14 protein-coding genes are annotated in these 22,651 nt (G+C 40.2%); 7 read left to right on the top strand and 7 right to left on the bottom strand.

Going from position 1 to position 22,651, the window contains the following annotated elements:
* The first annotated feature begins 2 nt into the window (after positions 1-2).
* The 6 genes from HW279_RS05900 (at position 3) to purL (ending at position 14,195) form a co-directional block, all read left to right on the top strand.
* Complete coding sequence (locus HW279_RS05900; protein ID WP_178958307.1) at positions 3-689, top strand: anti-sigma factor; 687 nt, start codon at positions 3-5, stop codon at positions 687-689.
* 16 nt (positions 690-705) lie between these two features.
* Entirely contained in the window at positions 706-1,770 is a 1,065-nt protein-coding gene (locus HW279_RS05895; protein ID WP_178958306.1) for a TonB-dependent receptor, read from the top strand.
* Positions 1,771-2,343: 573 nt separating this feature from the next.
* A complete protein-coding gene (gene glgP / locus HW279_RS05890) occupies positions 2,344-6,585 on the top strand; it encodes an alpha-glucan family phosphorylase (protein WP_178958305.1) in 4,242 nt (1,413 codons plus the stop codon).
* A gap of 204 nt (positions 6,586-6,789) precedes the next feature.
* A complete protein-coding gene (locus HW279_RS05885; RefSeq protein WP_178958304.1) occupies positions 6,790-8,157 on the top strand; it encodes an OmpA family protein in 1,368 nt (455 codons plus the stop codon).
* Positions 8,158-8,255: 98 nt separating this feature from the next.
* Positions 8,256-10,046: an excinuclease ABC subunit UvrC gene (gene uvrC / locus HW279_RS05880; RefSeq protein ID WP_178958303.1), complete on the top strand. Its 1,791-nt coding sequence runs from the start codon at positions 8,256-8,258 to the stop codon at positions 10,044-10,046.
* A 480-nt stretch (positions 10,047-10,526) separates the two neighbouring features.
* Entirely contained in the window at positions 10,527-14,195 is a 3,669-nt protein-coding gene (gene purL, locus HW279_RS05875) for a phosphoribosylformylglycinamidine synthase (RefSeq protein WP_178958302.1), read from the top strand.
* A 236-nt stretch (positions 14,196-14,431) separates the two neighbouring features.
* On the opposite strand, the gene HW279_RS05870 is transcribed toward purL, so the two are convergent.
* The 7 genes from HW279_RS05870 to HW279_RS05840 all read right to left on the bottom strand — a co-directional run bounded on the left by HW279_RS05870 (position 14,432) and on the right by HW279_RS05840 (position 20,255).
* Positions 14,432-14,773 carry a transcriptional regulator gene (locus HW279_RS05870; RefSeq protein WP_178958301.1) on the bottom strand — a complete coding sequence of 114 codons (342 nt, stop codon included), beginning with the start codon at positions 14,771-14,773 and terminating at the stop codon, positions 14,432-14,434.
* 80 nt (positions 14,774-14,853) lie between these two features.
* On the bottom strand, positions 14,854-15,147 hold the full coding sequence (locus HW279_RS05865; protein ID WP_009420238.1) for a type II toxin-antitoxin system RelE/ParE family toxin: 294 nt from the start codon (positions 15,145-15,147) through the stop codon (positions 14,854-14,856).
* On the bottom strand, positions 15,128-15,391 hold the full coding sequence (locus tag HW279_RS05860; RefSeq protein ID WP_178958300.1) for a hypothetical protein: 264 nt from the start codon (positions 15,389-15,391) through the stop codon (positions 15,128-15,130). Before HW279_RS05860 ends, HW279_RS05865 begins: the two co-directional genes overlap by 20 nt.
* A gap of 1,194 nt (positions 15,392-16,585) precedes the next feature.
* Positions 16,586-17,836 carry a hemolysin family protein gene (locus tag HW279_RS05855; protein ID WP_178959037.1) on the bottom strand — a complete coding sequence of 417 codons (1,251 nt, stop codon included), beginning with the start codon at positions 17,834-17,836 and terminating at the stop codon, positions 16,586-16,588.
* A gap of 162 nt (positions 17,837-17,998) precedes the next feature.
* Complete coding sequence (locus tag HW279_RS05850) at positions 17,999-18,499, bottom strand: c-type cytochrome (RefSeq protein WP_178958299.1); 501 nt, start codon at positions 18,497-18,499, stop codon at positions 17,999-18,001.
* 182 nt (positions 18,500-18,681) lie between these two features.
* Positions 18,682-19,668: a porphobilinogen synthase gene (gene hemB / locus HW279_RS05845; RefSeq protein WP_053581641.1), complete on the bottom strand. Its 987-nt coding sequence runs from the start codon at positions 19,666-19,668 to the stop codon at positions 18,682-18,684.
* 59 nt (positions 19,669-19,727) lie between these two features.
* Positions 19,728-20,255: a YqiA/YcfP family alpha/beta fold hydrolase gene (locus HW279_RS05840; protein WP_178958298.1), complete on the bottom strand. Its 528-nt coding sequence runs from the start codon at positions 20,253-20,255 to the stop codon at positions 19,728-19,730.
* 353 nt (positions 20,256-20,608) lie between these two features.
* On the opposite strand from HW279_RS05840, the gene HW279_RS05835 reads away from it, so the two are divergent.
* The gene (locus tag HW279_RS05835) at positions 20,609-22,624 is read left to right on the top strand and encodes a M3 family metallopeptidase (protein WP_178958297.1); all 2,016 of its coding nucleotides are present in this window, start codon (positions 20,609-20,611) and stop codon (positions 22,622-22,624) included.
* Positions 22,625-22,651: the final 27 nt, after the last annotated feature.

Genomic DNA, 22,651 nt, shown 5'->3' with positions numbered 1-22,651 from the left:
AAATGTGGAAAGACAATATACAACGCCTGTTTAGGTATAGAAAAATCAACCCTTCATCTGCTTTGTGGGAACAATTAGAAGCCCAATTAGCCGAGAGTGAAACCTTGCCAACTGAGCAAAAGAGCGGAAAACTGTGGTATTACACTGCTGCAGCTGCGGTGCTGTTATGCCTTGCAATAGGATATTTGTGGCAACAACACACTGAAATCAATAATGACCTTCAAGTCTCAAAAAAACTCATTGTTATAAAGTCATCAGTTCCCACAACCAGCCCGCACTCTACAGTGCCTACAACTCTTAAAGACAGCCAGTGCAGTTCATACCCTTCAATTCTCAAAAATAGCCAGTATGACTCATATCTCACTTCCTCAGAAGAGGTGATTACCCTTATTGATATCAATGCAGTAGATACTCTTTTCACTCAGTATACCGCCAATGCTATACAAAACCAAATCACCAAGCAGATGGAAAACCAAATGGCTGCCGATTTGCAGCACCTATCCCCCGAATATTTAGCACTTGTAGCTACTACTCAAGCAGAACTCAACCAGTATGTTACTGAAAAATATCAGCAAGATAAAACCTTCAATACTATTGAGAAAGAACAACTGAAGGACAAAGTAAAACTCTTAGCTGAAAAGCTACTCAAAGAAATAGGAACACGTGTCGTATTAAATAATAAAAGTTAAAAACAAGTATCAAAAAATGAAAACATTACATCTATTATGGATGACTTGCTTGTTGGCGACAAGCGTCATCACCGCACAAAATAATTCCGAAGAGGCTATCAAAAAATCAAAAGCCACAATTGATTCTATAGTTTCTTCAGAAAAAGAAACGCTCAAGAAAAAACTTTCAGCCGTTAATGAATTGCTTAAAGATAAGAAAATCACCGAAGAACTGGGCTTACAGATAAAAGAAGACCTCACAGCCACTACCGAGAAGAATATCAAAGAAAAAACCGCTGCCGAGGCTGAGCATTTGGCAAAACTTATACGCGAGCAAGTAGATTCAAAGGCTACTGTAAATACTCTTGATACTCTTAGTGTGAATAAACCCAAGGACTATTTGCGTGCAATGCAAGAATTAGAAAAGATTTTCCGAAGTAAAGAATACGAAAAACCAAATACCGATCGCGCTTCTCACGATATAAATCTTTATACAGCCATAGGTTTTCACAACTTAAACAGTAGTAATGGCTTTGGTGATAATCGTTTTAAACCCTTAGGTTCTAAATCGTTTGAATTGGGCTTTACATCAGGGTTTCGCTTGCTTAAAACGAACAATTTGTTGCATATCAACTATGGAATTGCCTGGATGCACGACGGACTCAAATTCAAAGAGAGCGAGTACTTTGTAAGAGAAAACGGCGTAACAAAATCGGTGGAGTATACCGCTAATAAACTTAACAAATCGAAATTGCGCACCAATTACCTCATCGTACCTGTGGACTTCGAATTCGATTTTACACCTCCTAAAACTAAGAACGGAGTGACCATTTACCCTATTCACGACAGTTTCAGAGTAGGTTTTGGGGGTTATGTAGGGGTATCTATAGGCAACAGTCAGAAAATAAGATATGACGATGGTTCTATTCATAAAAATGTTATAAGAGAGGACTTAAATATCAGTCCTTGGGTATATGGACTTTCAGCGCATTTAGGATATAAAAGTTGTGTGCTTTACGCTCGATATAGCCTTGCTCCTCTTTTCCGCAACAATCCTGTAAACGAGTATCCTTTTTCTATAGGGATACGTTTTGGAGATTAAAAGATTTGTTTTATATCTCTTAGCTAAAATTTATTTTCCTGAAAATAGTATTATAATCAAAAAAAACTTTGTACCTTTGCAACGTTGCTTGTAAAGGTACTTTTTTTGTTTGGTATAAAAAGTAGCCTTTTGGACAATTCAAAGGATATCGAAAAAGTTCGGAAGGAGATTGAAGGGATTTTTGATGAAAAAAGGGTATTGGAAGGGTGTACTTAGCTTATAGGGAGCTTATAGGAAGCTTATACGAATCTTGGACGATTGGTATAGAAAGGGTATATAAGTGATTGACTCATAACACAATACAACAGTGCTAAAAATGTTAAAAACGGGGTTTCGAGGCGAAAGAAAGAGAAATAGGTGTTAGGCCTTAGGCCATAGGCACTAGGGGGAGTATGACGAAAAAAGGAAGAAATGACGAGTGACGATTGACGAATGACAAATAACAGATGAAGAAGATAATATTATAAGGGGGAACTGAAATGAGGGGAAAGCGATTGAGAAATGGTATTGTATGAAACTAATGATACATAAAACATCTAAAAATTGACAACTAACGACTAAACACTAAATATAATGACTAGTACAAAGAAAATTAATCCCGACTATGTGTTTGAAACCAGTTGGGAAGTATGTAACAAAGTAGGAGGTATTCACACGGTGATTACCACGAAAGCTCCGAGTATTGCGAAACAATTCAGAAGGAAATACATTCTGATTGGTCCCGATATTTGGCAACACAACGAAAATAAAGAATTTGTAGAAAACCCCGAACTCTTCAAATCGTGGCGTGCTAAAGCTACTTCTGAGGGCTTGCGCGTGCGTGTGGGGAATTGGAATATAGAAGGCAGCCCCATAGTAATTCTGGTAGATTTTTCTCATTATGTAAGTGCCAAAAACGAGATTTTGCGTTATTATTGGGATAACTACAAGCTCGATTCTTACAATAGTCCGTGGGATTACGTAGAGTCGGTGCTTTTTGGTTATGCAGTAGGGAAGGTGATTGAGAGCTTTGTGAAGTTCAACACTGCTTCACGCGAAAACGTGATTTGCCATTTCCACGAATGGATGACCGGTAGTGCGCTACTCTATTTGGAAGAAGAAATGCCTAAAATAGGTTCGGTATTCACTACTCACGCTACCGTAGTAGGTCGTGCGATTGCCGGCAATGGTTATCCGCTCTACAACGATATGAAGAACTACAAACCCGAAGAAATGGCCTATCGGTTTGGGGTACAACACAAACACTTCCTCGAAAAAGAAACTACCAAAGTAGCCGATTGCTTCACTACGGTAAGCGAAATTACTGCCCAAGAAGCGTTGCACTTCCTCAGTAGAAAAACTGATATCATCACGCCTAATGGCTTCAACGACGCCATAGTACCAGCTGAAAAAGATTTTGATAAGAAGCGGACAGAAGCTAAACAGCGTCTTATCAGCGTAGCACAGGCTTTGGTAACCCAACCTATTAGCAAGGATACCAAAATTGTAGCTATCAGCGGTAGATATGAGTTCCGCAACAAGGGTATCGATGCCTTTATTGATGCCTTGGGAGCACTGAATAGGAATTCTAATAACAAGAAAGAGCTTTTGGCTTACATCTTAATTCCTACAGCTCACGATGCGCCTAACCAAGGATTGCTAAACAATTTGCACAACTCTCAGCAAACTACCGAAAACGAACAAAAGCACCTTACCCATATTCTCCCTGATGTGTATCACGATGTGATAATGACTCGTATTTATGAGCAACAGCTCTTCAATAGGAAGGAAGATAAGGTAAAAGTGATTTTCTGTCCAAGTTATCTCAATGGCAACGACGGGGTGTTCAACCTTTCTTATTACGACTTGCTCATCGGGTTAGACGGCACCGCTTTCCCATCGTACTACGAGCCTTGGGGTTATACACCGCTTGAAAGTTTGGCTTTTAAAGTGCCTACCATTACCACTACTTTGGCAGGTTTTGGCAAGTGGGTGAACGATTATTACTCCGAAAAACAAAAAGCGATAGAAGTAGTACCGCGCACCGATAGCAACTACGGTGAGGTAGTAGGCGCGATTGCTAAGAATATTCAGAATTTATTAGACAGGAAAGAACAAGACTTCCAAGAGCTTCGCGAAACAGCAGGTAAAGTATCAGAAATCGCTCTGTGGAAGAACTTAGTACAATACTACATAAAGTGTTATGAACTCACTCTTGAAAATATAGAGGACAGAGTGGAGAGTCTGCCTCCGGTAGAAACTGATGGAGTGGCATATTTAGAGAAATCGAAGGTGGTGAACACGCCTAACTGGCGCAGTGTGATTATCCACCGTGCAATTCCCGAAGCCTTACAACCGCTCGAAGAACTCGCTAAAAACCTTTGGTGGTGCTGGAATGACGAGGCTTACGAAGTTTTTAAATACATAGATAAAGCCCAATGGATAGAAGTGCGTAAAAACCCTATTGCCTTGCTGGACAGCATCTCACTTACTCGTTATAAAGAATTGGAGCAAGATGCGGTATTTATGCGCAATCTTTCGAAAGTATATGGTGATTTCCAAGCCTATATGGCTAAGAAATCGGAGATGGTAAGTCCGTCTATCTCTTATTTTAGTATGGAATACGGCTTGCATTCTTCCTTGAAGATTTATTCAGGAGGTTTGGGTATCTTGGCGGGCGATTACCTAAAAGAAGCCAGCGACAAGGCAACCAAAATTACTGGGGTAGGTTTGTTATACCGCTATGGTTATTTCACTCAAAAACTATCTTCAGCAGGTAACCAAGAAGCCGACTACGAGGCACAAGATTTCTCGAAGATACCGGTAACACCTGTAACAGATGAGAGTGGAAAATGGTTGATTATATCAATAGATTTACCAGGCAGAACCCTATATGCACGTGTATGGCGTGTGGACGTAGGTCGTATAGAGCTTTATCTTCTCGACACCGACTTTGAGAACAACCGCGAAGACGACCGTTCTATCACCCATCACTTGTATGGAGGTGACTGGGAAAACCGTCTTAAACAAGAAATGTTATTAGGTTTAGGAGGTATTAAGATGTTGCGCAAGCTAGGTATCGACAGTGATATTTACCACTGCAACGAAGGGCACGCTGCCTTTATAGGGTTGGAACGCCTCAGCGAGTATATACAAAACGAGAACCTTACTTTCTCGGAAGCGATGGAAGTGGTGCGCGCTTCGTCACTCTTTACTACTCACACCCCAGTACCCGCAGGTCACGACGCTTTTGAAGAAGGCTTATTACGCGCTTATTTAGGAAATTACGCCGACATATTGCACGTGAATTGGGAACAAATACTCGCTTTGGGTAAAATAAACTTGCAAAACCCACACGAGAAATTCTCGATGAGTAACCTCGCAGCGAACCTTTCGCAAGAAGTAAACGGTGTGAGCTGGCTACACGGCGAGGTAAGTAAAGAAATCCTCAAAGACTTGTGGCCAGGTTATATGCCCGAAGAACTTCACATTAGCTATGTAACCAATGGGGTACACCAACCTACGTGGACAGCTGGCTTGTGGAAAGAAGTAGAAAACGAGGTGTTTGGCAAAGACTACAAAACACACCACTACGACCCTAAGAGCTTTGAGGGCATCTATAAGGTATCTGACCAACGCGTGTGGGAAATCAAAACGGCTCTTCGTTCTAAGCTCTTGCGCCGTGTAGAACAAAAGCTACGTTTAGAGAAGAACACCCCTTATTTCTCTCCACGTCAGTTAGTGGAAATCAAAGAGAACTTACGCGAAGATATCCTCACCATTGGTTTTGCGCGTCGTTTTGCAACCTACAAACGCGCTCATTTGCTCTTTACCAATATAGAGCGTTTGGATAAAATAGTGAACAATCCTGAGCGTCCTGTACAGTTCATCTTTGCCGGTAAAGCCCACCCTGCCGACAAAGCAGGACAGGATTTGATTAAGAATATTGTGGAAATCTCGAAATTACCACAGTTCTTAGGCAAGATATTATTCGTTCCTAACTACGATATGGAGCTCGCGCGCCATATGGTACAAGGGGTAGATGTATGGATGAATACCCCTACACGTCCGCTAGAAGCCTCAGGAACCAGTGGTGAAAAAGCTGCGATGAACGGAGTAATGCACTTCAGCGTACTTGATGGTTGGTGGGTAGAAGGTTATCGGGAAGATGCCGGTTGGGCTCTCCCTATGGAACGCTCCTACGAAAACCAGCAGTATCAAGACGAAATGGATGCAGAGACGATTTACAACATTATTGAAGACGAGATAGCTCCTATATTCTATGATAAGAATAAAGATGGCATCTCATCACGCTGGTGTGCACTCATTAAGAATACGATTGCCAAAGTGGCGGTAAACTTTACCACTACTCGTATGCTCACTGATTACGAAAAGCAATACTATTACCCAATGACTGAGCGCGTAACCAAGATTAAAGACAATCACTTTGCAATCGCTATTGAACTTTCGAACTGGAAACGCAAAGTAACTCAAGAATGGGATAACATAAAGGTAGTGAGCTTTAAAGTGCCTAATCGCAACGAGCAACTCATTTCTATTGGCAAGATATACAAAGGTGAAATTACCTTAGAATTAGGAGAATTACGTCCTGAAGACGTAGGAGTAGAATTGGTAGTAGCCCAACATAAAGACGATAAGTTTAAAGTACTCTCGACAAGTGAGTTTACGGTAGTGGCTCAAGAAGGCAACAAAGCCACCTATCAATTGGAAATTGCCTCAGAATATCCAGGTGCTTTACACTTAGCAATAAGAATTTTCCCTAAAAATAATTTATTGCCACACCGCCAAGATTTCGCTTTGGTAAAATGGCTATAACAAATAAATAAGTACTTCATTTTAAAGTATATACGAAGAAAATAAGCAAATATATAAAGGTTAAAAAACCTCTATTTTGGAGAGATTAAAAAGAATAAGAAATGTTAAAATTAATAAAAAAATATCTCTAAAATGATTTTGTATTAAAATAATACTTATATTTGCACCAAAATTAAAATAGTAATCAAAATTCATTTTTTAAGTATGAAGAAAATCAAAGTAACTTTATTTGCTTTAGCTGCTGCTTTTTCAGTGGCAGTTCAAGCACAAGATGAAGACAGTCCTTGGCAAATAGGATTTGGAGTGAACTCCGTTGATATTCGTACCCCTGATGCATTCGGGGACTTAATGAAAGACTGGGGAGGTCCAAGCGATATCAATATCCTTCCAGCAGTTTCTCGTCTTTCAGTAGGTAGATATATCGGAGCTGGTTTTTCTGCTGAATTATCAGGTTCTTTAAACAAAATCGAAAAAGGATTCGGTTATGTTAAAGACGGAGAAAAAGTAGATTTTTCTTTCTGGTCTGCAGACTTAGCATTGCAATACCACTTTAAATCTCTTTGGAACAAAGAGAAAGTAAAATGGTTTGACCCATTCTTACAAGTAGGTGGTGGTTATGCCGCTATTGACAACGAAGGTAAATTCCGCGCCTTAGGTGGTGGTGGTGTAAACTTTTGGTTTACCGAAAACATCGGTATTAACTTGCAGACAGCTTACCACCCTACTTTCCAATCTGATTCAAAAGAGGATTACTTCCAACACGCTGCCGGTATTACCATTAAATTTGGTAAAAAAGACCGCGATAAAGATGGTGTAGCTGACAAAGATGACCTTTGTCCAGATGAACCAGGTAAACCAGAATTGAAAGGTTGCCCAGACCGCGATAATGACGGTGTAGCTGATAAAGACGACGCTTGTCCTGATGAAGCTGGTAAACCAGAATTGAAAGGTTGCCCAGACAGAGACAATGATGGTATCGCTGATAAAGATGATGCTTGTCCTGATGAAGCTGGTCCAGCTGAATTTAACGGTTGCCCTGATACTGATGGTGATGGTGTGCCAGATAACGTAGACCAATGTAAAGACGTAGCTGGTCCTAAAGAAAACAACGGTTGCCCTTGGCCTGATACCGATGGTGACGGTGTACTTGACAAAGACGACGAATGCGTAGATGTACCTGGTCCTGCTTCAAACAACGGTTGCCCTGAAGTAACTCAAGAAGTTCAAAAGAAATTGAACGATTTTGCAAAAACTATCTTGTTTGATGTGAACAAAGCTACTATCCGTCCTGAATCAGCTACTGTATTGAACCAAATCGTTGACGTATTGAACCAATACAAGAACGCTAAATTCTCTATTGAGGGTTACACTGATATCAGTGGTAAGAGAGCTAAGAACCAAAAATTATCAGAAGATAGAGCTTACGCTGTTAAAGCTTACTTAATTGATAAAGGTATAAACCCTGCTCGTCTTACTGCTAAAGGTTTTGGTCCTGATAAACCAATCGCTTCTAACAAAACTAAGAAAGGTAGAGAGCTCAACCGTCGTGTTGAAATCAACTTAGTAAAATAGTTGTTTCTCTAACTCTTTTGTTACACATAAAAAGAGGTTGCCCGTAAGGACAACCTCTTTTTAATTATTAATTATCAGTTATTAATTACTAATTGTTTATGTTTCCTTCTATCGAAATTCAATTGCAAACCTTACCTAATAATCCTGGTGTCTATCAGTTTTACGATGCTACTGACACGCTTATTTATGTAGGGAAAGCCGTCAATTTGAAAAAGCGCGTTTCTTCTTATTTTCAAAAGGAACACGACAATGCCAAAACACGTATTTTGGTGAGGAAAATTGTGCGTATAGAACACATAGTCGTAGCTACCGAGAGTGATGCATTACTACTCGAAAACAACCTTATCAAGAAATACCAACCGCGCTATAACATTCTCCTAAAAGACGACAAGAGCTATCCTTGGATATGTGTGAAGAAAGAACGATTTCCACGCGTATTCTCTACGCGTAGGGTAGTGAAAGACGGTTCGTTGTACTTTGGCCCTTATACCAGTATGAAAACCGTACACACACTTTTAGATTTGATAAAAGAGCTCTTCGCTCTGCGCAATTGTAATTACGATTTATCTCCGCAAAACATCGCTAACCACAAGTTTAAAGTGTGCTTGGAATATCATCTGAAAAATTGTAAAGGGCCTTGTGAAGGATACCAAAACGAAGCAGATTACAACCAGAATATTCAGCAGATTGTAGAAATCCTCAAAGGGAATTTCAAAGATGCATTACATCAGTTTAAGGAGGAGATGATGGCACTGGCTTCGGAAATGCGGTTTGAAGAAGCACATCTCATCAAGCAAAAGATACAGAGTTTAGAGAACTATCAGGCAAAATCGACCATCGTAAGTAGTAAAATTAGCAATGTAGATGTATTTTCTATCGTTTCGGACGAAGAGTACGGTTATGTAAATTTCCTACAAGTAGCCTACGGAGCGATTGTGAGAGCTCATACTTTGGAGATTAAAAAGAAATTGGAAGAAACCGATAGAGAGCTCTTGGAATACGCTATTATTGATATTCGTGAACGTTTCTTCTCTAATTCCAAAGAGATTATTGTGCCTTTTGAGGTTACTCTTTCAGAAGGATTACAAGCGACTATTCCTAAGGCAGGTGAGAAAAAACAACTCTTAGACCTATCGATGCGCAATGCCAAACACTTCCGTCAAGATAGATTCAAACAGGAGAAAATAGTAGACCCCGAACGCCATACGAACCGTATTCTCACCCAGATGCAACGCGACTTGCACCTCTCTGTCCCACCGGTACATATTGAGTGTTTTGACAACTCGAATATTCAGGGTACGAATCCCGTATCGGCGTGTGTAGTATTTAAGAATGCGAAGCCGAGCAAGAAAGATTATCGCCATTTTAACGTGAAAACCGTAGAAGGGCCTAACGATTTTGCCTCGATGGAAGAAGCCGTGTATAGACGTTATCGAAGATTATTGGACGAGGAGCAGCCTCTGCCTCAACTGATTGTAATAGACGGCGGGAAGGGACAATTGTCTTCGGCATTAAAAGCCTTAGAGCAATTAGAACTGCGCGGAAAGATAGCTATTATAGGTATTGCGAAGCGTTTGGAAGAAATATATTTCCCTGAGGATAGTATTCCATTGTATTTAGACAAGCGTTCGGAAACCTTGCGAGTGATACAGCAGTTACGTGATGAAGCTCACCGTTTTGGGATTACCTTCCACCGGCAGAAGCGGAGTAAATCGGCTATTGTATCGGAGCTTGATGGTGTAGAGGGTATAGGAGAAAAGACTAAAGAAACACTCTTGCAACATTTTAAATCGGTAAAACGCATAAGAGAAGCTACTTTAGAGGAGCTTACCCAAGTAGCAGGTTTTATGGGTAAGAAAGTGTATGAATATTTCCAGACTCATAAATAAAAACGAAGGCTTTATCTGTTGCCAATTACAATTTGTTTCATACCTTTGGAGCAAGTTCTATTATAGAAATAATCTATGACGAAAGCAGTAGACAGCTTAGCTGTAATAGCTTTATAATCAAACGTTATTCGGAGCTAAGACGAACAAAAGACGAAGAAACAACGAACAAAAGATGAAGAACAGTGGTACAAATCTGGGTTCTTAGAGGTGTATAATGAGTACTCCTGCTATAAAAATAATTTATTCTTTTAATTAGAAAGTTTTTAATATATTATTCATAATTATTTTGTATCTTTGTCGCAAGTTTCATCTTAGAAAAAACACCTATGAAAAAACTAGGTATGGTAGCTCTTTTAGCAATGGCAATGGTAGCTTGCAAAAACAGCATACCTTTCTTACTAATGCTACCTAACTTTTTGAAAAATACTACTCAATAACTGAATTATTAATTGTTAATTGCTAATCGTTAATTGGATAATAATGCTTCTCTTCTTTAAAAACCCCAAAAACACTATTTATGTGGTAGCTACCGAAGCTACCCTTACTGAGACCGACCTCAACAAACTGAAATGGCTGTTTGGCAATGCCCAGCAACTCCCCTCCCCTACCCTTAGCGGTACTTTCATCGGACCCCGCGCGGCGATGATTACCCCTTGGAGTACCAATGCGGTGGAAATTACCCAAAATATGGACATCCACGGGATTACCCGTATTGAGGAGTTCCACGAGGTAACCGACCCCAATACTCCTTTCGACCCTATGCTCTTTGAGCGATACAACGGTCTTACCCAAGACAGCTTTACAATAGCTATCACCCCGCAAACAACACTTGAAATTGATGATATCGAGGTGTATAACCAGCAAGAAGGACTTGCGCTAAGCGCCGAAGAAGTTGCCTATTTACAAAATCTCTCTCAACAATTGGGGCGCAAACTCACCGACTCGGAGGTGTTTGGCTTCTCACAAATCAACTCCGAACACTGTCGACATAAAATCTTCAACGGCACTTTTGTTATCAATGGTGAGGAAAAACCTTCTACCCTCTTCAAACTCATTAAAAAGACTTCACAAGAACACCCTAATAGCATTGTTTCGGCTTATAAGGATAATGTAGCTTTCATCAAAGGGGCTACTGTCGACCAGTTCGCACCAAAAAGTGCCGATAAACCCGATTTCTACGAGGTAAAACCTTTTGAGGCTGTACTCTCACTCAAAGCCGAAACCCACAACTTCCCCACTACGGTAGAGCCTTTCAATGGGGCAGCTACCGGTTCGGGGGGTGAAATACGCGACCGTCTCGCTGGCGGACAAGGTTCTTTGCCTTTGGCAGGAACAGCGGTGTATATGACTGCTTACCCTCGCTTAGAAGAAGACCGCCCTTGGGAAAAAGGAATGGCTGAACGCCAATGGTTGTACCAAACGCCAATGGATATCCTCATCAAAGCCTCTAACGGGGCAAGTGATTTTGGTAATAAATTCGGGCAACCACTCATTACGGGCTCTCTCTTCACCTTTGAACACGAAGAAGGCGGACGCAAATTAGGCTTTGACAAAGTGATTATGCAAGCAGGAGGCGTGGGGTATGCCAAAGCCTCACAAGCCATAAAGCACACCCCCAAGGAAGGCGACAAAATCGTTATCTTAGGCGGTGAAAACTACCGCATCGGGATGGGAGGGGCTGCCGTATCATCTGCCAATACTGGCGCTTTTGGTGCAGGTATCGAGCTCAATGCGGTACAGCGTTCTAACCCCGAAATGCAAAAACGCGCTGCCAATGCGATCCGCGCAATGGTAGAATCGGACGAGAATCCTATCATTTCTATACACGATCACGGAGCTGGCGGACACCTCAACTGTCTCTCAGAACTCATAGAAGAAACTGGTGGTAAAATCGACTTAGACAAACTGCCCGTAGGCGACCCTACCCTATCGGACAAGGAAATTATAGGCAATGAATCTCAAGAGCGTATGGGATTGGTTTTGCCCGAAAAGGCTATTACCAAACTGAAAACCATTGCCGACCGTGAACGTGCGCCTATGTACGAAGTGGGCGTAGTTACCAGCGACAAGCATTTCAGCATTGCTTCTGCAAAGAAAGGTACTCACCCAATGGATTTAGACCTCAGCGCGCTCTTTGGCAGTTCGCCAAAAACGATAATGACCGATGAAACAGTAGTTACTAATTACGAAGAGTTACACTACTATGCAAGTCAGTTACAGAACTATTTGGTACAAGTACTACAATTAGAAAGTGTGGCTTGTAAAGACTGGCTTACTAATAAGGTAGACCGTTGTGTAGGGGGCAAAGTCGCCAAACAACAATGTGCAGGCGCACTACAACTCCCTTTGAACAACGTTGGGGTTATGGCTTTGGATTACAATGGCAAAGAAGGAATCGCTACCAGTATTGGTCATTCGCCTCTTACGGCACTCATCAGCCCTACCGCAGGCAGTCGCAATGCTATTGCCGAAGCACTGACTAACATCGTTTGGGCGCCACTAAAAGACGGCTTGCAAAGTGTATCGCTTTCAGCCAACTGGATGTGGGCGTGCCGTAATAAAGGAGAAGATGCGCGTTTGTACGAAGCTGTAGAAGCCGCTTCTAATTTTGCGATTGAATTGGGTATCAATATCCCTACCGGTAAAGATTCCCTATCGATGAAACAAAAATACCCCGACGGTGGTGATGTGATTGCCCCAGGTACGGTGATTATTTCGGCGGCTGCCCATTGTACCGACGTGCAAAAAGTAGTAGAGCCTGTGTTCAAAAAGAACGGAGGTAATATTTACTATATCAACTTTTCGGACGATAGTTTTAAATTAGGAGGTTCAGCTTTTGCCCAAATCCTCAACCGTATAGGCGAGGAAGCCCCTACCATCAAAGATGCTACCTACTTTAAAGACGCCTTTAATGCACTCCAAGAACTGATAAAAGAAGGTAAAATACAAGCAGGACACGACATTGGTAGTGGCGGACTTATCACAACGCTTTTAGAGATGTGTTTTGCCGAAAACGACTTAGGAGCTACTATCGATTTGAGCGGACTTTCAGCCGATGAAGACCTTATCAAAACCCTTTTTGCTGAAAACGCAGGGGTAGTAATTCAAGCCGATAGCAGCATTGAAGCTACTTTGGAAGCACACTTCTTAGAATGGGCTAATATAGGCGAAGTAACTACTTCACAAGAACTTACTATTCACCATTTCGGAAAATCGTACCATTTCAATATCCCCGAATTGCGCGATGTGTGGTATCTCACTTCTTATTTGTTAGACAAACAACAAACGAAAAATGACAAGGCGACCGAGCGTTATCAAAACTACTCCGAACAGCCTTTACAATACACTTTCCCAGCGCATTTCACGGGCGAAAAACCCGCACGCCCCGCAGGCAAACGCCCTATAGCAGCAGTGATACGCGAAAAGGGTAGCAACTCCGAGCGCGAAATGGCAAATGCCCTATACTTAGCAGGCTTTGATGTGAAAGATGTGCATACGACCGACCTTATCAGCGGACGTGAAACCTTAGAAGATGTACAATTTATAGGAGCTGTAGGTGGTTTCTCTAATTCCGATGTGTTAGGCAGTGCCAAAGGTTGGGCAGGTGCTTTGCTTTACAACGAGCAAGCTAAAAAAACGTTAGACAACTTCTTTGCCCGCCCTGACACCCTTTCGGTAGGTATCTGTAATGGCTGTCAGTTATTTATGGAATTAGAAGTCATCAATCCTGAGCACGCAGAACACGGAAAAATGTGGCATAACGATAGTGGCAAACACGAAAGTGGCTTTGTATCAGTAACCATTCCAGAGAACAACTCGGTGATGCTCTCCACCCTTGCCGGTAGTACCTTAGGGGTATGGATATCACACGGCGAAGGGAAATTCCACTTGCCATTGGCAGAAGCCGAATATAATATCGTAGGTAAATACGCTTATCAGGAGTACCCTGCCAACCCTAATGGCTCTGATTACAACACAGCTATGCTATGTGACAAAACAGGACGACATTTGGTAACGATGCCTCATATAGAGCGTTCGGTTTTCCCTTGGCAATGGGCGTACTATCCGAGTGAAAAAACAGCGGTTAGTCCTTGGTTAGAGGCGTTTATCAATGCCCGCAAGTGGATTGAAGCGCGTAATGCCAAATAAAAATGGTAAATAAAATCTTAAAGAATAAGTGTCGTAAGTATTAAAATTACGCTAAAAAGGGGCTATATAAGCCCCTTTTATATTAAACTTTTGTTAAACTTAAAAATACACTTGACAAGTACTGTTTTATTCGTACCTTTGCCTCGCAATGAGGGTGGTAGCTCATTGTAAACTTCAAATAATAGTTTTCATAATTTAAAGTTTTGGTTGGTTAATGAAGAAGTCCGATAATTCTTTTATCGGACTTTCTTTTTTAATTCTTGCAACACTTCTTCTAAATCAACAGAGGAAGAAGGTAATTGTATTGTAATAGTACTGAAAGGGCAATTCCCTTTTAGGGCTTTTGTGATATGGATATGCAAGGCATTGGCTTTCAAATTAAACTCTACATCTTGGCACAAGGCGTAAATATAATGTGTTTGCTCATCGTATTCAAAATAAAGTTCTTCTTCATAAGCTAATCTACTTATAGAAAAATATTGCCCCTTATTTACAAAAGCTATTTGCAAAAGCTCTCCCCAATATGCACGAGGGTTGAGCTCTATTTCTTCACAAGTAAAAAATAGGGATTCGGTCATAAGTTTTGTTAATCTACTATTTTAAAAGAATTGTTTTTTAGCTCTTCTGTGGTAATCATTTCTTTTTGCAACTTAAAAAACTACTCTAAAGGTTTTTGCTTGGTGCTTCTAAAAAATTTTATTACAATTAGGTTTTCTTCTTCTATAAAATCGTAATACAAAGCAAACTTCCCTTTCATAATTAGTATTTTATATAATTTAACCTCTTCTACAAATTTTGAAAGTAACATAGGATTTTCTTTTAGAAAAACTTCAGTTTTTTCTACCTCATCAATAATTTTATTGGAATAATCGTTATTACAATTTCGTTTACTCCAATAGCGAAGTGTATCTCTAAAGCTTTCAATAGCCTCATTAGTCCAATTTATTTCCATACTCAGCTCTTAGCATTTTAAAAACTTCTTCACTCTTCACCATTTTTCCCTCTTTAGCTTGCTGATGTGATAAAGCTATTCTTTTTAGTTCTTCTTCTGTAAACTCATCATCGGAATCATATTGTTTTATGATTTTCAACATAGTATTATATTCACTTATAGGAACTATGGCTGATACTGTTCTTCCATTACTATCGGTTATAAACTGAACATTTGGATTCTGTGTTAATACTGCAATACTCATAATTCTATTATTTTTTTTTACAAAGATACTGATTTTTTCCTGAAAAGCAAGAAGATTTTTAAATTTTAGACTTGAGGAATCTCTGAGAGACTTAGAAAATATCAGAAAAACTTTGAGGTATCAGAAATGAATTTGAACTTCCGGAAGATAACGAAGAAGTTCGAAGGAGGTGAGTTGGGTAAAAGGTGAAAGATAAGCTGTAAATTGGGTGGGATTAGCTTATAGAGAGCTTATAGGAAGCTTATACGAATCTTGTACGATTGGTATAGAAAGGGTATATAAATAGTTGATTATGAATAGATAAAAATAAAGAATAAAATGGATTTTTGAGGGAAATAAATCGACAAATAAGGAAAGTTAAGAGGGCGGTAAGACGATGGTATTAAGAACTGAAGAAACAGAATAATATCAATTATCTTGTTTAGTGTGAATTTTGATACTACTTCTTTTTCGTGCGGGAGAAAACTGAAAATGAGCCGTGTAAAATGAGAATATTATACAGGTCAATCGTGTAGCGTATACACAAAATAGAGATTTTAGGGATATTGAGACAAAGAATCCAAAATAGTATTAAACACTGATAATAAGATGTTTAAATATAAAAAAGGCTACTTTATCATTTTTGGCACGCTATTTTCTATATAGATAATGTAAGTTTGACAGACGGGATGTTAGTGAAACTTGCAAGTGCATTTAAATCATAATAAATGATGACACTAAAAATTGCTTGAAAAAACTGAATTAAACAAAATTACTGAAAAATTGCTATAAGAAACATTGTTAGATAAAAATTATTCATTGAAACAAGATTTTGAGAAGACACAGAGATTGCTAAAATAAACATTGTTAATCAAAATTACTATAAGAAACATTGAATCATTAAAGCAAAGACTGAAAAAACTAAATTACAAAGTCATTTATTAGGCTATTTAAAGACAAAATTTTATGAGAAAAAACAAATACTTTTAAGTTCATAAAATTTTATCAACTTAAAAGTATTCATTTTGGAGTTAGTAGTAGTATTTATATGCATTGTGAAAAAAGACTCTTCCGAAAGGGAGGGTCTTTTTTTAATGGTTAATGATTAGTGATTAATAGTTAATAAGGTATTGCAGTAATCCTTTTTCGACCCTGTACCTTAATTCTTTAACAGGGGTTGATACATTATTTTTAAAGGGGATTAATCTCTTTTCGCTATTCGTTATTCACAGTAAGTCTTACGGTTTCTATTTTAGTCTGTGAGCAGGCTTCGATGGTGAAGATAAAAGGAGGAATCTCTATCACTTCGCCTTGAGTAGGAATTCCTTCGTTGTGAAGCACTATAAAACCGCCAAGCGTTTCGTATTCCTCGCTTTCTGGGATATCCAAATGATAGGTTTCATTGAGGTATTCGACCTCCAAACGCGCTGAAAAAAGATATTCAGTGTCGGATATTTGTTCTTCTATAAACTTATCTTTGTCGTGCTCGTCTTCTATTTCGCCAAAGAGTTCTTCTACGATATCTTCTAAGGTTACAATGCCCGAAGTTCCACCATACTCATCGAGCACTACTGCCATACTCTTGCGTTTGCGGGTGAGAATGTTTAGTACTTCGTTTATCTGGATAGTTTCAGGGATGTTCACAATAGGAATAAGCACTTCCTTGATGGTTTTTGGTTTCTTGAACATATCGAAAGAGTGCACGTAACCTAGAATATCATCTATATTTTCGTTGTATATCAATATTTTGGAAAACCCTGATGACACAAAGGTAGCAATAAGATTTTCAATAGATTCATTGAGCTCCACGGCTACTATTTCAGTACGCGGAATCATTATTTCACGTGCTTTTACGCCCGAGAACTCCAAGGCGTTTTGGAACATCTGCACCTCACTATCTACCTCTTCTTTTTTAGGAGCGTTTTCCATCTGTTCGGAGATGTAATCTACCAGCTCTACTTTAGAGAACGAAAGAGGCACATAATCGCCTTTCGTCTTGAAGAATACTCGTAAGACAAAGTCGGATATCCACATCACAAAGCTGGAAAACGGATAGAACAGCAGATAGAAAAAGTACGCAGGAATAGCAAATACTTTTAGAAGTTGGTTTGCATAAATCTGGAAGAACACTTTGGGCATAAACTCTGCCGTGATGAGAATTATGAGGGTAGAAATAATGGTATGCCAAAGGACATTTTGGAAGAAAGGAGGCAAAAGAACTGTCATTACCTTTCCCATTTCAAACCCATACACTACAAGAGCTACGTTATTGCCCACAAGCATAGTAGCCAGCAGTTTAGAAGGCTTTCGGGTGAGTTTGGTAAGCACATTAGCAATCACTCCTTCTTGCTTTTTAAGGATTTCTACGTGTACTTTGTTAGACGACACGTAAGCGATTTCAAACCCCGAAAAGAAGGCTGAAAGCACGAGTGTAGTAAGAATAATTATTACAGAAATAGGTTCCATAAGGGTATAATAGAAAAAGGCAGTCGCTACCAACTGCCTTTTATATAAGTGTAACACTTGTTATAATAGCTAAGCTGAGTGCAAGCTTCTTCATTAGTGATTCTTATTTTAAGTTATTCACTCGGCAAAGATACAAAAAAATAAATAATGAACAATTATTTCTTATTTTATTGTTCTGATGTACTCCAAAACTTCACGAGCTTGCTGTTCGTTCAAGCGCTGGTTGAGCATTAAGGTGTTATACTCTTCTACCAACTTCTTGGCGATAGGGTCTTGCTTCTCCATCACATCGGGATTGAGAATCATATTCATCACCCACTCTGGCGTACGGCGGTCGAGCAAACCTATCATCGCAGGTCCTGTGAGTCGCTTTTTAGGACGATGGCACACAGTGCAATAGGTGTTGAAAGTTTCTTCTCCTTTGGCTACCATTGCTACATCGGGGGTATCGGCTAAGGGTGGGGTGATGGTCTTCACGGGACCTATCCCTTTGTTGTTTTGCCAATCGGGAAAATCGGGCTCTGGTGCACTGTTTGAAGGGGCAGGTGCAGTAGTAGTTGCCTCTTGGGTAGTACTATCAGTGGTGGTGTTATTGTTGTTCGTTCCGCCACCACAAGCGGTTAAAAGTGCCATAGTGGCGAATGTTAAAAAGTGTTTTTTCATTAGTGTATAAAGAAATATAGCTTGCGCTATGAAAATTAATTAAGTATTCTTGTTTTGTAAAGAAGTATGACTAAAGTCATAGAAATTAAACAAAAATCAATAAGAAAATTAAACAAAGATATAGATTCCCTGTTTGATTTGGTGTGATTTGTTCAATTTATCTCCCTCAGGGAGACTGTTGCCTATAAAAGTTTTACGACTTCCTTAGCAAAATAGCTAGCGATAAGGTCAGCACCGGCACGCTTGATACTCACAATTTGTTCCATCATTACAGCATCGTGGTCGAGCCAACCGTTGGCAGCAGCAGCTTTCAGCATCGCGTATTCACCCGATACTTGGTAAACAGCCACGGGCACTTCGCTCATATTCTTCACCTCGCGAACGATGTCTAAATAGCAAAGCCCTGGTTTTACCATCACAATATCAGCACCTTCCTCTATATCCATACGGGTTTCGCGTAAAGCTTCGAGGCGGTTGTGATAGTCCATTTGGTAAGTTTTCTTATCCTTAGGAATATCCTGTTGGTCTACGGGAGCACTGTCGAGTGCATCGCGGAAAGGTCCGTAGAAAGCTGAGGCGTACTTGGCACTATAAGCCATTATCCCTACGTGCTCAAAGCTATTGTCTTCAAGGGTTTCACGCAAGGCGAGGATACGTCCGTCCATCATATCGCTGGGCGCGATGAAATCAGCACCTGCCTGAGCGTGTGAGAGTGCCATTGTACAAAGAGCATTTACAGTAGCATCGTTCACAATGCGTCCGTTTTCCACAATCCCATCGTGACCATAAATAGAATAAGGGTCGAGTGCTACATCAGTCATTACGAGCATTTGGGGTACTGCTTCTTTCACAGTTTTAATAGCGCGTTGCATCAAACCATTGGGGTTGGCTGCTTCTACGCCTTTGTTGTCTTTGAGAGCGTCAGGCACTTTCACAAACAGTAATACCGATTTGAGTCCTAAGCTCCAGAGCTCTTTTACTTCTTTTGCCAATAGGTCGAGGCTATAACGGTAATAACCCGGCATAGAGGCTATTTCTTCTTTTACGCCAGTACCTTCAACTACAAAGAGAGGTACAAGAAAATCATTCGGGGTAACAATCGTTTCTTTTACCAAACTACGTACCGTATCGTTTACGCGCAAACGGCGGTTTCTTCTCAGTGGATACATTATATTTAGTTATTAATTTTTAATGATTAATATTTAGTCCTTATTTATCTTTTTACCTGCTATCTGCCCGTGTGGCTCCCTCCTTTTACCTCAAAAAACTCCTTCACTTCTTTTTCAAAAATCTCTATGGGGTAAGTGTGTGCCATAGTATTCAAGAGGTGAATTTCTATATTTTGCTGAGGACTCATATCTTCTCGGAGAACTGATAGCGACTCCCACGGTGTAATGACGTCGTCCTGCAAACCGATAACTATCTGCATATAAGCGCGGTAATTAGGGTTGGGTTGGGTGTTAAAAGGCACTTCGTGTCGATAGGTAAGCGCAGGATTGAACAACAAGCAAGGTTTTTCAAGCTTTTGAGCGAGGTAATAGACAATGAGCCCTCCAAGACTCGAACCTACAAGCACATCAACCTCAGCATACTCTTTTTGTAACTCAGCAAAGAGGTTAGGCGCATTCCGATAGTCAATCGTAGGGGCGAAGATTTCACCGTAAGGGGTGAGCACTGCGCGCCTATCATCTTGTAAGTAGCTATCGAGACCGTGTAAATAGAGTATTTTCATAATGAGTGCAAAGGTACAAAACATTTTTTAATTGACAAATTTGTCTTCTGTTGGCTATAGTCAGAAATGTTTCGTTTAGAAAATTGGCTTTAACAAAATTTAAAACTTCAGTCAACTTAAAACCCTCTTCTTATCACCTCAAAATCAACTTAAAAACACCTTTTCTTCGTCTTAGCTTCGCCTTACCTTCGCCTTAGGTTCGCTTTAGGTTCGTCTCAGAAGGCTCCAAAATTCATTTTCCTTTTTCTACCTTTATATTTCAATATTTTTCTTTTTACTAAAAAAATTAGTATCATTTATCTGTTTACTCTTCTGCTAATTTGCTAATTCCCGCATAAAGATATATATTTGCACTCTTATAATAAAAAACAACCTATATGTTCCAAACACCTTATAACGCAGCGCCCTTTTCGCGCTTTGCTCCTACCGACTATCTACCAGCCATCCAAAAAGCTATTGCCAAAAGCCTCAAAGAAATCGATACCATTGCTCATAATCCAGAAGTGCCTACCTATATGAATACAATACAGCCTTTGGCTTATGTGGGATTAGAACTCGACCGACTTACGGCGATGTTCTTCAACTTGAACAGTGCCGAAACGAACGAAACCCTGGAAGCAGAAGCTCAACGCATCTCGCCTCTGCTCACTGATTACAGCAACGATATCCGTTTGAACGAAGCGCTTTTTAAACGTGTTGAAGCAGTTTACAAAACCCGCAATTACCTTTCCGCTTCACCAGAACAACATACTCTCCTTGAAAAGACTTATAAGAGTTTTACTCGCAATGGTGCAAATTTATCATCGAATGATAAAGAGCATTTGCGCAGAATTGACAAGGAATTGGCGCGCCTCAAACTGAAGTTTTCAGAAAATGTATTGGCTGAAACACAGCATTACCAATGGGTGATTACCCATAAAGAAGAGCTCAGCGGTCTACCCGACTTTGTATTAGAGATGCTCGCTACCGAAGCCAAAAAGCACCATAAAGAAGGCTGGGTGATTACCCTCGACCTGCCTGTCTATACCGCCGTGATGAAATATGCTAATAACCGTGAGTTACGCCGTAAACTTTTTATTGACTATCATAGCCGTTGTGCAGGTGATAGTGCTTATAATAACGAAGCCAATGTGTTGCGTATCGCTGAGTTACGTACCCAACGCGCCTCACTGTTGGGTTATCCCGATTATGCCTCTTTGGTATTAGAAGAACGTATGGCAGAAACATCAGAAAAGGTTATGGATTTCTTAAATAAACTTTTAGCTAAAGCCAAACCGCAAGCAATCAAAGAATTGGAAGAGCTAAAAGCCTTTTCAGGACTTGATGACTTTCAGCAATGGGATTTTGCTTATTATGCCGAAAAACTGAAACAACAGCGCTATCAAATAGATGACTCTCTATTAAAACCCTACTTATCTTTGGATAAAGCAGTGGAAGGAATGTTTGCAGTAGCACATAAGCTCTACGGTTTGCACTTCACCCTTACCGATGAGGTAGAAAAGTATCACCCCGAAGTACAAACCTACAAAGTAACCGATGATAAAGGAGAATATCTCGCCCTTTTCTACACCGATTTCTTTCCACGTACAGGCAAACGCAATGGTGCGTGGATGACCTCTTATAAAGAGCAATATACTGATACTGAGGGAAAAGATTCGCGTCCACACATTTCCATAGTGTGTAACTTCACGCGTCCTACTGCTTCGGCTCCTTCCTTACTCACCTTCAACGAACTGACAACTCTCTTCCACGAGTTTGGGCACGCTCTTCACGGTATGCTTTCTAAGGTTACGTATCCTTCTCTAAGCGGCACTAATGTAGCCCGCGACTTTGTAGAGCTTCCCAGCCAGCTGATGGAGAACTGGTGTTACGAAGAAGAAACCTTGCGCCTTTTTGCAACGCATTACCAAACAGGTGAGCCTTTGCCCATAGAATGGGTGCAAAAAATAAAAGAAGCCAGTGTCTTTATGGAAGGACTTTTAAGTGTGCGTCAGTTAAACTTTGGGTTCTTAGATATGGCGTGGCATACCTATCCTCATTTGGAACGCCTTGAAGATGTTCGCACTTTCGAACAAACAGTTACCAAAGAAACCCAACTGTATCCAACTGTGGAAGCGATGTGTATTTCGCCCGCCTTTTCACATATTTTTAGTGGAGGCTATGCCGCAGGGTATTATAGTTACAAATGGTCGGAAGTGTTAGATGCTGATGCTTTTGAAGTCTTTAAGGAAGCAGGTATTTTTAATACTGAGGTAGCTACTCGTTTCCGCAGAGAAGTGCTCAGCAAAGGTAGTAGTGAGAAGGAAATGACCCTTTACAAACGCTTTCGTGGAAAAGAGCCCTCTATAGATGCTTTAATGAGAAGAGCAGGATTCGACTTAGATAAGAGATAAAATAGTATCAATTAATAATAATCAATA

Origin of the sequence: Capnocytophaga sp. oral taxon 903, from assembly GCF_013394785.1 — a bacterium.
Classification (GTDB): domain Bacteria; phylum Bacteroidota; class Bacteroidia; order Flavobacteriales; family Flavobacteriaceae; genus Capnocytophaga; species Capnocytophaga ochracea.
Note: the sequence above shows the minus strand (reverse complement) of the source record. Positions and strands in the feature narration are given on the sequence as shown.

Bases quoted from the DNA above. Each gene is read 5' to 3' on its own strand.
- HW279_RS05855 (WP_178959037.1), bottom strand. From the start codon at position 17,836: ATGGAACCTATTTCTGTAATAATTATTCTTACTACACTCGTGCTTTCA.
- HW279_RS05865 (WP_009420238.1), bottom strand. From the start codon at position 15,147: ATGGAAATAAATTGGACTAATGAGGCTATTGAAAGCTTTAGAGATACA.
- uvrC (WP_178958303.1), top strand. From the start codon at position 8,256: ATGTTTCCTTCTATCGAAATTCAATTGCAAACCTTACCTAATAATCCT.
- HW279_RS05840 (WP_178958298.1), bottom strand. From the start codon at position 20,255: ATGTTTTGTACCTTTGCACTCATTATGAAAATACTCTATTTACACGGT.
- hemB (WP_053581641.1), bottom strand. From the start codon at position 19,668: ATGTATCCACTGAGAAGAAACCGCCGTTTGCGCGTAAACGATACGGTA.
- HW279_RS05860 (WP_178958300.1), bottom strand. From the start codon at position 15,391: ATGAGTATTGCAGTATTAACACAGAATCCAAATGTTCAGTTTATAACC.
- purL (WP_178958302.1), top strand. From the start codon at position 10,527: ATGCTTCTCTTCTTTAAAAACCCCAAAAACACTATTTATGTGGTAGCT.
- glgP (WP_178958305.1), top strand. From the start codon at position 2,344: ATGACTAGTACAAAGAAAATTAATCCCGACTATGTGTTTGAAACCAGT.
- HW279_RS05835 (WP_178958297.1), top strand. From the start codon at position 20,609: ATGTTCCAAACACCTTATAACGCAGCGCCCTTTTCGCGCTTTGCTCCT.
- HW279_RS05850 (WP_178958299.1), bottom strand. From the start codon at position 18,499: ATGAAAAAACACTTTTTAACATTCGCCACTATGGCACTTTTAACCGCT.
- HW279_RS05885 (WP_178958304.1), top strand. From the start codon at position 6,790: ATGAAGAAAATCAAAGTAACTTTATTTGCTTTAGCTGCTGCTTTTTCA.
- HW279_RS05870 (WP_178958301.1), bottom strand. From the start codon at position 14,773: ATGACCGAATCCCTATTTTTTACTTGTGAAGAAATAGAGCTCAACCCT.
- HW279_RS05895 (WP_178958306.1), top strand. From the start codon at position 706: ATGAAAACATTACATCTATTATGGATGACTTGCTTGTTGGCGACAAGC.
- HW279_RS05900 (WP_178958307.1), top strand. From the start codon at position 3: ATGTGGAAAGACAATATACAACGCCTGTTTAGGTATAGAAAAATCAAC.